Below are 13,627 nucleotides of genomic sequence, written 5' to 3' on the forward strand. Positions count from 1 at the left end.
TTTGCTCTAGTGTTTTTTTCTGAAAATTATTGACTTATATAACTATACACTGTAATATACTAATGTATATACAGTAAAAGGAGTAAATAATGAAACCTAAAAAGAGAATTCAAGAAATGACCTTTGCAGCTTTATTAACTGCAATTGCTATCCTTATCCCAAGTATTATGCCAATTAAACTAATCATCCCACCGGCTTCGTATACTTTGGGGAGTCATGTTCCAATATTTCTAGCTATGTTTATATCGCCCTGGGTAGCAGCTTTTGTTATCTTAGCTTCTAGTTTGGGATACTTTATGGCGGGCTATCCGATTGTGGTTGTTTTTAGAGCCTTTTCTCATATTATATTTGGTTTTTTAGGCGCACTCTATTTGAAAAAATTTCCACAAACGATAGAAAACCATAAATCATCATTACTTTTCAACTTTGTTTTAGGACTTATCCATGCCTTAGGTGAAGTTCTTGCTTGCGTGATTTTTTATTCTGTAACTGGTGAGGATTTCCAAAAACTGTTCTATGTTCTTTTTGTTTTAGTTGGTTTTGGCACTATTATCCATAGTATGATAGACTATGTAATAGCATTAACGATTTTCAAAAGTATTCGAAAAATACGCTAGTTGAAAGAGGGAGGGTTTGTCTATGGCTTCAAATCGAAAAGAAGAATTATTGGCACTCTTAAAGGGAGCTAAAGAAGCAATGAATGGACAAAGTTTGGCGGAGCATTTTGGTGTGACACGTCAAATCATTGTTCAAGATATTGCCCTCTTACGTGCAGATGGTGCCCAGATTATTTCAACTAATAGGGGCTATATCTATAAAAGTAGCGATGACAATTGTTATATACGTAGGCTGTTTAAGGTGAATCATACTGTGTTAGATATGAAAGATGAGCTTTTGGCTATTGTTGATAATGGAGGACGTATTCAAAATATCATGATAGATCATCCAGTTTACGGAGAAATTCAGACTTTGTTGAAATTGACTTGTCGTCGAGATGTTAGTCATTTTTTAGATCAATCATCGTCAAATGACTTTCGTCCCTTATCTGATTTAACAAATGGTGTTCATTACCATCTTGTCGAAGCAGATAGTGAACAGGATATGGCTTATATAGAAGAGGCACTAAACCATCTAGGATTTTTAGTTAAAGAATAATACAAAAGAGAATTGTAAAAGTAGTTAGTTTCACTTGAAGTTAACTGCTTTTTTTGATAAACTTATGTTAGTTTATTAACTTACGGAGGTAGCTATGTTTTCAGGACAACGACTTAAGGAAATTCGAGAAGCACAAGGAATGAGTCAGGCAGCAGTGGCTAAGCATCTAGGAATTTCTCGCTCCTCTTATTTTAACTGGGAAAATGGTAAGACGAAACCAAATCAAAAGAATCTATCAGTATTGGCTGAACTTTTTGGTGTAGCTGAGACATATTTTCTATCTGAACATGAGATTGTAGAAGTGTACTTGGAATTAAATGAGGAAAATCGTCAGGAAGCTTTGCGACTCACTAAGGCTCTCTTGGAGGAGCAAGAAGCAGAAAAGCAGAAGGCACCTGTTATTCCGTTATATTCTTACAAAGTTTTCGAGCGTTTGTCAGCCGGAACGGGTTATACCTACTTTGGTGATGGCAATTACGATGAAGTTTTCTATGATGAAGAATTAGATCATGATTTTGCGTCATGGGTATTTGGAGACTCTATGGAACCTACCTACCTAAATGGAGAAGTAGTGCTAATCAAACAAACAGGCTTTGATTATGATGGAGCTGTTTATGCTGTAGACTGGGATGGTCAAACCTATATCAAAAAGGTCTATCGTGAGGAAGAGGGCCTTCGTTTAGTTTCTCTCAATAAACGTTATGGTGATAAGTTTGCACCCTATGACGAAGATCCTCGAATCATTGGTAAGATTGTTGGTAACTTTATGCCTGTTGAGGGGTAGGCAACTTTTATCAATTGGGCATCTCAAATTAAATCTGTTATAATACTAAGTAAAGCAAAGCCAATGATTTGGCTTTTTTTAAAGATTTTAAATGATATTTTGCTAAGAATACAAAAGGAGAAACATATATGGCTACTATTCAATGGTTTCCAGGTCACATGTCTAAGGCCCGTCGACAGGTTCAGGAGAACCTTAAACATGTTGATTTTGTTACAATTTTAGTGGATGCACGTTTGCCACTTTCGAGTCAGAACCCTATGCTGACCAAAATTGTTGGCGATAAACCAAAGCTTCTAATTCTCAATAAGGCTGACCTGGCTGACAGTAATCGTACGAAAGAATGGCGTACCTATTTTAAGAGTCAAGGGATTAAAACCTTGGCCATCAATTCCAAGGAACAATCTACAGTTAAATTGGTAACAGACGCTGCTAAGAGTCTTATGGCTGACAAGATTCAACGGCTACGTGAACGCGGTATTCAGAAAGAGACCTTACGAACCATGATTATTGGGATTCCAAATGCAGGGAAATCTACCTTAATGAACCGCTTAGCTGGTAAAAAGATTGCTGTTGTAGGAAATAAACCCGGCGTTACAAAAGGTCAACAGTGGTTGAAGTCTAATAAAGACTTGGAAATTCTTGATACTCCAGGTATTTTGTGGCCTAAGTTTGAAGATGAATTGGTTGGATTGAAACTCGCTTTGACTGGTGCCATCAAGGACCAGCTATTGCCAATGGATGAAGTGACGATATTTGGACTCAACTATTTTAAAACTTACTATCCTGAACGTTTAGAGGAACGCTTTAAAGGGATTGACCTTGAAGAAGAGGCACCAGAAATCATTATGGAAATGACTCGAAAACTTGGCTTCCGTGAAGATTATGACCGTTTCTATAATCTATTTGTCAAAGAAGTTCGTGATGGAAAACTAGGACGTTACACACTTGATATTGTTGGGGTCGATACTGATGGCGACAATTAAAGAAGTCAAAGAGCAATTGGCCACTTTGACAGACCTTGACGATCATCGATGGGCAAGTTTTGAGGAAGACAGTCGAGCTGGTGTACAGACTGCCATTAAGCAACGCCGTAAAGCTATCCTAGCTGAGATTGCTGAGGAAGAACGCTTAGAGATGATGCTCAGTTATGAAAAATCGCTTTATGCTCAGGGAGTTGAACTCATTGCAGGTGTTGATGAAGTTGGACGTGGCCCTTTGGCTGGGCCAGTGGTAGCTGCAGCGGTTATTTTACCAAAGCTTTGCAAAATAAAAGGTCTTAATGATAGTAAAAAAATACCAAAATCAAAACATGAAGCTATTTATAAGCAGGTCATGAAGGAAGCGGTAGCTGTCGGGATTGGTATAAAGGACAATCATGTGATTGACGATGTTAATATTTATGAAGCAACCAAGCTTGCTATGGCTGAAGCTATTGAAAAACTTAGTCCCAAACCAGAACATTTGTTAATTGATGCCATGACTTTGGACTTACCAATAGGACAAACATCAATTATAAAAGGGGATGCTAATTCTTTATCAATTGCGGCAGCATCTATCGTAGCAAAGGTAACCCGGGATAAGATGATGGCTGATTATGATCAGGAGTTTCCTGGTTACGCATTTGCCAAAAATGCAGGCTATGGTACTAAGGATCATCTGTCTGGCATAGATAACTTTGGTGTTACTCCAATTCATAGAAGAAGCTTTGAACCCATAAAGTCAATAATAAAAAGTAGGTGAAGTGGCGTGATTTTAGCTATTGATATTGGAGGAACCTTTATCAAGTTTGGGTTAGTTGATGATGATTTTAAGATAAGCAATCAATCTAAAGTTCCAACACCACCAACGTTAGACGACTTTTGGTTGACTTTAGAGCATATTGTCTCGTCTCACAAGGATATCATTTCTGGGATTGCCATTGCGTGCCCAGGAGAAATAAATAGTAAACGTGGCTTCATTTTCAAGGGAGGTCTTATCCCATATTTAACGGCTATTCCTCTTGGGTCACGATTGACTAAAACATTTCAACTGCCTGTAAAGGTTATCAATGATGCTGATGCGGCAGCTTTGGCTGAAGCCAGATATGGAAGTCTACAAGATTTAGATTGTGGGGCAGCCTTGGTTTTAGGTACGGGTGTTGGTTTAGGACTTGTCTCACAGGAGGTCTTGTTATCACCTCTGTCAGTCACCCAATATCTGCGAGCTCCAAGTCCCCAAAGCATGAGTCAAACCTCTCTACCTTTCCAGTGGGAATTGTTTATGCATGGCTTAGTAAGTCTTGTCGATAATAAGGGGTCTGCAGTAGGCTTTGTTCATGAAGCCAGTCAATTACTTAGGTTAAATCAAGACGATGGTCCAGCCGTATTCTCAGCTATAGAGGGAAATCAGTCGGAAGACCTAAATCTTTTATTTAAAGACTATTGTCATGAAATTGCTGTTCTTGTGCTAAATTTACAGAGCTTCTTTAGGCTGGAGAAAGTTGTTATCGGTGGTGGTATCAGTAGGCAAGGTACTTTAATAGAAGGAATAAGCGATGCCTATGAGGAGTTATTTAAGGATAAGTCTGAATTAGGTCTTGAGCCCATAACTATTCAAGCCTGTCAATTCCATAACGATAGTAACCTACTGGGAGCGGCGTCTTATTTTGCTTCTGAAAATGATTTGTAATCACGGAAAGTTCCATAATGGAGCTTTTTTCTTTTCTGTTACGAATAATGAAAAGGAGGTATCTATATGAATAATTTTGAACTTTTTAAACTTAAAGCCGCTGGGTTGACGAATTTGAATATCTTAAATATTTTGGACTATCAAAAGACTCAAGATAGAAAATTGAGTTTACGTGATATGGCAGTGGTATCCAAGTCTAAAAATGCCGTTCTTTTTATGGAAAAGTATAAGAGTTTAGATATTAAGCAACTCAAAGAACAGTTTGAACGTTTTTCTACGTTATCGATTTTTGATAAAGAATATCCCATTGAGCTGAAGCATACCTATAATCCTCCTGTCCTCCTTTATTATCAGGGGAATCTTGATTTACTGAGTAAACCAAAGCTAGCTGTTGTTGGGGCAAGAAAGTGTTCTGAAACAGGCAAACAGTCCGTTCGCAAAATTGTTAGTGAACTTGGGAATCATTTTACTATTGTGAGTGGATTGGCGCGTGGGATTGATACTTGTGCGCATATGGAGGCCTTGAAAAATAAGGGGAACACCATTGCAGTTATCGGGACCGGACTTGATGTTTATTATCCTAAAGAAAATAAAGCTTTGCAGGACTATATGGCCAAAAATCATTTAGTTCTTACAGAATATGGACCGGGTGAACAGCCTCTCAAGTACCACTTTCCTGAACGCAATCGGATTATTTCTGGATTGTGTCAAGGAGTTATGGTCGTAGAAGCAAAACTTCGCTCAGGAAGTCTGATTACTTGTGAGCGTGCCATGGAAGAAGGTAGAGATGTTTTTGCTATTCCAGGAAATATTTTAGATGGAAAATCAGACGGATGCCATCACTTAATTCAAGAGGGCGCAAAGTGCATTACGACAGGGTTTGACATCCTTTCAGAGTTTTCTTAAAAATCAAAGTTCTCCTATAGAGAAAAAGTTTTTAATTGACAGTTAAAGAAAAGGAAGGTATCATGTTAGTTGCTCGGTCCAAGATGTTTCATTTTTTAATGTCTTGTGACTAGATTTTAGACAGATGAGTGGCGCAGCCAGTTTATAACATTATAAGGAAATAGTCTATGGCGACAGCAACGACAACAAAAACGAAAACTAAAACAACAAAGAAAACGACAGCCAAAAAGGCGACTAAAAAGAGAGCGACACCAAAGAAAAATTTGGTCATCGTGGAGTCTCCTGCTAAAGCGAAAACGATTGAGAAGTATCTTGGCCGCAATTATAAAGTTGTAGCCTCTGTTGGGCATATCCGTGATTTGAAAAAATCAAGTATGTCGATTGATTTTGAAAACAACTACGAACCTCAGTACATTAATATTCGAGGTAAGGGACCTCTTATCAATGAATTGAAGAAAGAAGCTAAAAAAGCCAAGCAAGTCTTTCTCGCAAGTGACCCGGACCGTGAAGGGGAAGCCATTTCATGGCATTTGTCACATATTCTTGGATTAGAGCCAGATGATAAGAATCGTGTCGTTTTTAACGAAATCACTAAAGATGCGGTAAAAAATGCCTTTGTAGAGCCACGCGCCATTGACATGGACTTGGTAGATGCCCAACAAGCTCGTCGTGTCTTGGACCGTATTGTGGGTTACTCTATTTCACCGCTTCTATGGAAGAAGGTTAAGAAAGGTCTTTCTGCAGGTCGTGTACAATCAGTAGCGCTTAAGCTTATTATTGACCGTGAAAATGAAATTAAGGCCTTTAAACCAGAAGAATACTGGACTATTGATGGTGCTTTTAAGAAGGGTGCTAAGAAGTTTCAGGCTAGCTTCTATGGCTTGGATGGTAAAAAGCTTAAGCTCAACAATAATGACGATGTTCAAGCCGTTCTCTCTCGTATCACAAGTGATGACTTTAACGTTGATAAAGTGGAGAAAAAAGAACGTCGTCGTAATGCGCCATTGCCATATACAACTTCATCTCTCCAACAGGATGCTGCAAATAAGATTAACTTCCGTACACGTAAGACCATGATGGTTGCCCAACAGTTGTATGAAGGGATTAATCTTGGTTCAGGCGCTCAAGGTTTGATTACCTATATGCGTACAGACTCAACACGTATCAGTCCAGTGGCTCAAAACCAGGCTGCTGAATTTATTACAGAACGCTTTGGTTCTAAGTATTCAAAACATGGCAGCAAGGTGAAAAATAGTTCGGGAGCACAAGATGCCCATGAGGCTATTCGTCCGTCAAATGTTTTCCAAACACCAGAAAGCATCGCTAAGTATTTGGATAAGGACCAACTCAAGCTTTATACTCTTATTTGGAATCGTTTTGTAGCGAGTCAAATGACAGCTGCAGTATTTGATACGATGAAGGTGACCTTGTCTCAAAACGGAGTCATTTTCACTGCAAATGGTAGCCAAATCAAGTTCGATGGTTATATGGCCGTTTACAACGATTCTGATAAGAACAAGATGCTTCCTGATATGGCTGAAGGTGATACGGTTAAGAAGGTTGTGACAACGCCTGAACAACACTTCACGCAACCACCTGCTCGCTATTCTGAAGCGACTCTGATTAAGACGCTGGAAGAAAATGGTGTTGGTCGTCCGTCAACTTATGCACCGACACTTGATGTTATTCAACGTCGTTACTACGTCAAATTGGTAGCTAAACGTTTTGAACCAACAGAGCTTGGTGAAATCGTTAATAGCTTAATCGTCGAATTCTTCCCTGACATCGTGGATGTTAAATTCACGGCCGAGATGGAAGGAAAACTCGATAAAGTTGAAATCGGTAAGGAACAATGGCAAAAGGTTATTGATGAATTCTTCAAACCATTCCAAAAAGAATTGGAAAAAGCTGAAGAAGGTATTGAAAAAATCCAAATCAAGGATGAGCCTGCCGGTTTTGATTGTGACCTCTGTGGTCACCCAATGGTCATCAAACTTGGTCGATACGGTAAGTTCTACGCATGTAGTAACTTCCCCGACTGTCACAATACTAAAGCCATTACCAAAGAAATTGGCGTTACTTGTCCAACCTGTGGTAAAGGTCAGGTCATCGAACGTAAGACAAAACGAAATCGTGTCTTTTATGGATGTGATCGCTATCCTGACTGTGAATTTACGTCGTGGGATATCCCTGTTGGACGTAACTGTCCTAAATCAGGCGATTATCTTGTCGAGAAGAAAGTCCGTGGTGGCGGCAAGCAAGTTATCTGTAGCAACGAAGAGTGTGACTACAAAGAATCTATTGTTAAATAAAGAAAGCTATCTCAAGTTAAAACTTGGGATAGTTTTTTTGTATTTTATCAGAAAAACTGAAACTTTCCTTAAATTTGTTTTTTATACTAAGCATGAAAAGAAAGGAGAGTAAGTGATTTTCTGATATTAGATAAATATAAGCTTATATTGAAAACACAACTATTCTAAAAGAGGTGTGCAAATGGAAATAACTGTTAAACAACTTTCAAAATCCTACAAAGATAAGACTATTTTAGACAACATCACAATTACAATTGAATCTGGAACAGTTTCTGGTCTATTAGGAGTAAATGGTGCTGGTAAGTCAACTCTGATGAAAATTCTTTTTGGCTTAGTCCAAAAAAGTAGTGGAGAAATTCGATTTGATGGATCATCCAAAAACAAACATTTATTAGGTGCATTAATCGAAACACCTGCAATTTATCACAATCTTTCGGCTTTTGATAATCTAAAAACAAAAGCGTTGTTATATGATATTCCTGATTCCAAAATTTATGAAACCTTAGAAATAATTGGTCTTTCAAATACTGGAAAGAAAAAAGCCGGTAAATTTTCATTAGGTATGAAGCAACGACTTGGGATTGGTATGGCTATTTTAACTAATCCCCAATTTTTAATTCTAGATGAGCCTACTAATGGACTTGATCCTGACGGTATAAATGAATTGCTAAACCTTATTCGTTCCTTGAAAGCAAAAGGAATGACAATTCTGGTTTCCAGTCATCAACTTATAGAAATTAGTAAGGTTGCTGATCATATTCTTATTCTCGACAAAGGTAAAATTCAATATGATGGTGAAAACAAAAATGTAGATAGTCTTGAGAGACTCTTCTTTAAAATTGTTCATGGGGGTTAGTGATATGCAAAAGATATTCTATTCGGAATTGCTTAAATTACAACATTTAGGAACGACTAAATTCTTAATCATCATACCATTTTTAACCGTTCTTATAGCCTTTTTAATGGGAGGGTTACAGATTTTTGTTCCTTTCTCGGTTTATTGGTGGGAAGCTATCTTTTTATATCTTGTAAATGGTGTTTTGTTTATAGTTGATAGACGTTTAGAAGACCAGGCTGGGCATTTTCAAAATGTTACAAATGTATATTTCACTTGGAAAATTATCTTGATGAAAATGGTGCTTATAGGAATGAGAACATTGATTGCTAGTTTATTCTTACTAGCTTTCCTCAGTCTCGTTGCATTTATTTACACAGATTTTATTCCAATAAATATTCCTAAAACAGCTATTTCCTTAATCTTAATTTGGTTGACAACTTTATGGAACATTCCTTTACTTTATCTGATGTCTAAATACATGAGTCAATTCATCCTATTAGCTCTTAATACATTGGTTTGTCTTTTAATAGCACCCTTTATTGCTCAGAGTCCACTCTGGTTTGTTTTCCCCTATACCTATCACTATAAAATAGCTCAATTTTTATTAAACCTTAAACCATCCGGGGATATTATTGTAAATACGAATCATACTAGCATTTTTCAGGTGTTACTTACGATGATGCTATCAATAGTAGTGACATTGCTTTTATCTTTTTCACTGCAAAGGAGACAATTAAATGCTAAGGAGTGAGTTACTTAAATTAAAGAATACTTTCGGTCTTTATCTTATTCTCAGTTTTGCTGTCTTAGAGATCATTACAATTCCAATGTATGTGAGCTTCGTTCCTAATGGTTTTTCTCTAACTAATTTAGCCATATTATCTTTTTTATGCTATCCGCTAATGACATCATTTTTGTCAATTTTAGGGATTGAACAAGAAAAATACGCTAATCATTATCAAGAAATATCGAGTTACCCTAAGCAAAGACGTTTATGGTTGGCTAAACTTTTGATAGTAGACCTAACCCTTAGCCTACCTTCTTTATTTAGTTGGCTTATCATAAACCTCCTTCTTATGAATAGTGTGAATGGATTTGTAGTAAGTCTATCAAGTTGGATGTTAATAGTCTTTCTTAATCATTTTCACTACTTTATACAAGTGAGTCTGAACAGTGTTAGTAATATTATTATCTCTATGGTTGAAATTATTTTTATTATTTTTGCTAGTAATAAAGTTTTCTTGTCTACTCATTGGCTTCCTATTGTTTTACCTATCAATAGCCTTATCCTTAATGATTGGAGCCAACTCAATTCCCTACCTTTATGGATTGTTGGGGTGACTTTGTTATTTATTTGTTTTTTGCCAATAAATTCAAAATCTTATTAATAGATTTATCTACTCTACGCCTTGTCAGTTATCTTCTATAGATGATATGATAAGGGTAACTTTGTACGAAAGGAAAGATTATGGCTCAGATACTTGTTGTTGATGATCAGGAAGATATTGTTCAATTGGTTGTAAAGGCTTTAGAGCTCCAAAATCATAAGGTGACGGGACTTACAAGTGTTTTAGATTTGGATAAGAACTCGTTGCCACAGTTTGACTTGATTTTACTGGATATCATGATGCCTGATGTTGACGGTCTCCAGTTTTGTCATGAGATTCGTGATCAGGTGGATTGTCCTATACTCTTTATTACAGCCAAAACGCAAGAGGCTGATATTGTTCAAGGCTTGACTTATGGTGCTGATGATTATATTTGCAAGCCATTTGGGGTTAAAGAACTTCAAGCGCGTGTGGCTGCACACTTGAGACGTGAACATCGTGAGCGCCACCATAAGCTATTAATTGGAAATATTCAGTTTGATTTGTCTGCTCAGGAGCTTTATGTTGAGAATCAGTTGTTAGATTTGACTAAGTCAGAATATGGTATTTGTCAGTTTCTGGCTGAAAATAAGGGCCAAGTCTTTTCCAAAGAACAAATCTACACGCATTTGTACGGCTATGAGGATAAAGGGAGTCCGACAGCAGTGGCCGAACATATCAAAAATATCCGTGCAAAGCTCAAAGATGTTGGGCAAAATCCTATTGAAACAGTCTGGGGGATTGGTTACAAGTGGCACTAATTAAAAAAAGAGAACACTCTCTAAGAACAATCTTGATATCTTATGTCGTCAGTCTTACAGTTCTATCAGCAATCAGTAGCCTGCTTATTTTGTCTTTGTTCAGCTTGTCTTATCGTTTTGGCGTTGTGTTTCCAGCAAATCAGGTAGAAAGTGATTTGTCTGTCGTCAGGAATGATATTGAAACTTCTAAGGTCTTTAATCCAAATGTTTTGCCTGATGGTACAAGCTATGTCTTCTTGACTAGAGATTTTAAACTTAAAAAGTCTAACATGCCAGTTAACTTGCAAGAAGAATCCTTGCTAGATTACCAATTCAAGAATGCTCATGGTGGCAAATATGGCTATTTTCAGTCATTTGAACGGTCAGATGGCATCGTCATTGTCAATTATCAACTATCACCTCGGTATCGTAATGAGTGGATGAACCAGCACTTTCCCAATGCTAACCTATTGATGATTGGCTCAATGATTGTGTCTATCCTACTCATATTTATTACTTTAACTTTTTACTATGCTAGTAAATTGAGTCGAGAGTTGAGACCAATATTGAAGGCAACAGAGAAAATAGCAGAGCAAGACTTGGATTTTCAAACGTCCAAATCTAAAATTACTGAGTTTAACCAGGTTTTAAATGGTTTGGATCATATGAGGGTAGCACTCCGTGACTCTTTGATGGAAAATTGGAAGGCAGAAAAGGATAAGCAAAATCAGATTTCAGCCTTAACTCATGACCTGAAGACACCATTGACAGTTGCTCGGGGCAATGCAGAACTCTTAGCTATGACGACCTTAGATGAAGAACAAACGGACTTGTTAGAACATTTTCAAAAAGGGATTGCACAGGTTGATTCCTATGTTCAAGAGTTGTCCGAACTCAACAAAACGAGTTTGAAGAAAACCTTGAAGCTTGAAGACATTTCGGTTAGGGAATTTGTTGAAGACATTTACGATCAAACCTTGTCACTAGCACAAACGAAACAAATTAATGTAGTATTTGACAAGAAAGAAATTGAGAAAGAAATCATAGGCCATTGGGATAGGCCCTTGTTGAATCGAGCTATTATGAATATCGTTTCGAATGCGGTGGAGCATACACCTAGTGGCAGTCAGTTAACCTTGTTCACCAAAATCGCATCTGATGAATTCAAGTTTATCTGCCTTGATTCTGGACCTGGATTTTCCCTTGAATCTCTTGAAAAGGCGACTCAGCTCTTTTATCAGGAAGATAAAAGTAGACAGAGTCGCAATCACAGCGGACTTGGTCTGACTATTGCCAATGATATAGTTCGGTTACACCATGGTAGCCTTTCTCTTTCAAATGACCATACAACGTGTGGTGCTAAAGTAACTATCATTTTACCTCTTTAAACTCAGATGACTCCTAGTCGCCAGACGAGGAGTTTTTTGCTATACTACTAAGAGTAAAAATGAAGAAAGATTTGTGGAGATAGGATTTAATCTTGTTTCCAAAGAGGTATTAGTGTCATGTCTCAATCAAAAGCAGATTATATTAACGTGATTGGAGCTGGTTTGGCCGGCTCCGAGGCGGCTTATCAGATTGCCAAACGTGGTATTCCGGTAAAACTTTATGAAATGCGTGGGGTCAAAGCAACACCGCAGCATAAGACAACAAATTTTGCAGAATTGGTTTGCTCTAACTCTTTCCGTGGAGATAGCTTGACCAACGCTGTAGGGCTTCTTAAAGAAGAAATGCGTCGTTTGGACTCTATCATTATGCGAAATGGAGAAGCTCACCGTGTGCCAGCAGGTGGTGCTATGGCGGTGGACCGTGAAGGCTATGCAGAAGCTGTTACAGCGGAAATTGAAAATCATCCATTAATTGAAGTTATCCGTGAAGAAATCACAGAAATTCCTGATGATGCCATTACAGTTATTGCTTCAGGACCATTGACTTCTGATGCTCTAGCTGAAAAAATTCATGAGCTTAACGGTGGAGATGGCTTCTATTTCTATGATGCCGCTGCACCAATCGTTGATAAATCGACTATCGATATGAACAAGGTTTACCTTAAGTCACGCTATGACAAGGGTGAAGCAGCTTATCTAAACTGTCCAATGACCAAGGAAGAGTTCATGGCATTCCACGAGGCCTTGACAACAGCTGAAGAAGCTCCTTTGAATTCTTTTGAAAAAGAAAAGTATTTCGAGGGCTGTATGCCTATCGAGGTTATGGCTAAACGTGGTATCAAGACAATGCTCTATGGTCCTATGAAACCAGTTGGTTTGGAGTATCCTGAGGATTATAAGGGTCCACGTGATGGTGACTTCAAGACACCTTATGCGGTTGTTCAGCTTCGTCAGGACAATGCGGCTGGTAGTCTCTATAATATTGTTGGTTTCCAAACCCACCTCAAATGGGGAGAGCAAAAGCGTGTCTTCCAAATGATTCCAGGTCTTGAAAACGCTGAATTTGTGCGATACGGGGTAATGCACCGCAACTCTTACATGGATTCGCCAAACTTGCTTAAACAGACCTTCCAATCAAAATCAAACCCTAACTTGTTCTTTGCGGGACAAATGACTGGTGTTGAAGGTTATGTTGAATCGGCTGCTTCAGGTTTGGTTGCCGGCATCAATGCTGCCCGTCTCTTTATGGGTGAAGATGAGGTTATCTTCCCTCACACAACAGCTATCGGGAGTCTGCCATATTATGTGACACATGCTGAAAGTAAACATTTCCAACCAATGAATGTTAACTTTGGTATTATCAAAGAGTTGGAAGGGCCACGTATTCGTGACAAGAAAGAGCGCTATGAAAAAATTGCTGAGCGAGCTCTTAAAGATTTACAACCTTTTATTCAAGCATAGACAACATTA

14 protein-coding genes are annotated in these 13,627 nt (G+C 38.0%); all 14 read left to right on the top strand.

The window, feature by feature from the left end:
• The first annotated feature begins 89 nt into the window (after positions 1–89).
• Positions 90–617, top strand: a complete 528-nt coding sequence (locus H7T93_RS04395; RefSeq protein ID WP_008534752.1) for an ECF transporter S component — start codon at positions 90–92, stop codon at positions 615–617.
• Between the two features lie 22 nt (positions 618–639).
• Complete coding sequence (locus H7T93_RS04400; protein ID WP_008534751.1) at positions 640–1,155, top strand: transcription repressor NadR; 516 nt, start codon at positions 640–642, stop codon at positions 1,153–1,155.
• A 94-nt stretch (positions 1,156–1,249) separates the two neighbouring features.
• Complete coding sequence (locus tag H7T93_RS04405) at positions 1,250–1,939, top strand: XRE family transcriptional regulator (protein ID WP_002891070.1); 690 nt, start codon at positions 1,250–1,252, stop codon at positions 1,937–1,939.
• Positions 1,940–2,067: 128 nt separating this feature from the next.
• Entirely contained in the window at positions 2,068–2,922 is an 855-nt protein-coding gene (gene ylqF / locus H7T93_RS04410) for a ribosome biogenesis GTPase YlqF (RefSeq protein WP_021144074.1), read from the top strand.
• Positions 2,909–3,679: a ribonuclease HII gene (locus H7T93_RS04415; RefSeq protein WP_155211957.1), complete on the top strand. Its 771-nt coding sequence runs from the start codon at positions 2,909–2,911 to the stop codon at positions 3,677–3,679. The genes ylqF and H7T93_RS04415 overlap by 14 nt, the downstream gene beginning before the upstream one ends.
• A gap of 6 nt (positions 3,680–3,685) precedes the next feature.
• Positions 3,686–4,606 carry an ROK family protein gene (locus tag H7T93_RS04420; RefSeq protein ID WP_175057612.1) on the top strand — a complete coding sequence of 307 codons (921 nt, stop codon included), beginning with the start codon at positions 3,686–3,688 and terminating at the stop codon, positions 4,604–4,606.
• Positions 4,607–4,672: 66 nt separating this feature from the next.
• The gene (gene dprA, locus H7T93_RS04425; protein ID WP_049545391.1) at positions 4,673–5,512 is read left to right on the top strand and encodes a DNA-processing protein DprA; all 840 of its coding nucleotides are present in this window, start codon (positions 4,673–4,675) and stop codon (positions 5,510–5,512) included.
• Positions 5,513–5,679: 167 nt separating this feature from the next.
• On the top strand, positions 5,680–7,824 hold the full coding sequence (topA, locus tag H7T93_RS04430; protein ID WP_014633069.1) for a type I DNA topoisomerase: 2,145 nt from the start codon (positions 5,680–5,682) through the stop codon (positions 7,822–7,824).
• 181 nt (positions 7,825–8,005) lie between these two features.
• The gene (locus H7T93_RS04435; protein WP_175057611.1) at positions 8,006–8,680 is read left to right on the top strand and encodes an ATP-binding cassette domain-containing protein; all 675 of its coding nucleotides are present in this window, start codon (positions 8,006–8,008) and stop codon (positions 8,678–8,680) included.
• Entirely contained in the window at positions 8,670–9,413 is a 744-nt protein-coding gene (locus H7T93_RS04440) for a lantibiotic ABC transporter permease (protein ID WP_080610561.1), read from the top strand. The genes H7T93_RS04435 and H7T93_RS04440 overlap by 11 nt, the downstream gene beginning before the upstream one ends.
• A complete protein-coding gene (locus H7T93_RS04445; protein ID WP_080610560.1) occupies positions 9,400–10,050 on the top strand; it encodes a nisG in 651 nt (216 codons plus the stop codon). The genes H7T93_RS04440 and H7T93_RS04445 overlap by 14 nt, the downstream gene beginning before the upstream one ends.
• Positions 10,051–10,130: 80 nt before the next feature.
• Positions 10,131–10,790: a response regulator transcription factor gene (locus H7T93_RS04450; RefSeq protein ID WP_080610559.1), complete on the top strand. Its 660-nt coding sequence runs from the start codon at positions 10,131–10,133 to the stop codon at positions 10,788–10,790.
• The gene (locus H7T93_RS04455; RefSeq protein ID WP_105291375.1) at positions 10,781–12,157 is read left to right on the top strand and encodes a sensor histidine kinase; all 1,377 of its coding nucleotides are present in this window, start codon (positions 10,781–10,783) and stop codon (positions 12,155–12,157) included. The genes H7T93_RS04450 and H7T93_RS04455 overlap by 10 nt, the downstream gene beginning before the upstream one ends.
• A 117-nt stretch (positions 12,158–12,274) precedes the next feature.
• Positions 12,275–13,618: a methylenetetrahydrofolate--tRNA-(uracil(54)-C(5))-methyltransferase (FADH(2)-oxidizing) TrmFO gene (gene trmFO / locus H7T93_RS04460; protein ID WP_175057610.1), complete on the top strand. Its 1,344-nt coding sequence runs from the start codon at positions 12,275–12,277 to the stop codon at positions 13,616–13,618.
• Positions 13,619–13,627 lie beyond the last annotated feature (9 nt).

Origin of the sequence: Streptococcus sp. 9.1, from assembly GCF_016648815.1 — a bacterium.
Taxonomy (GTDB): domain Bacteria; phylum Bacillota; class Bacilli; order Lactobacillales; family Streptococcaceae; genus Streptococcus; species Streptococcus salivarius_E.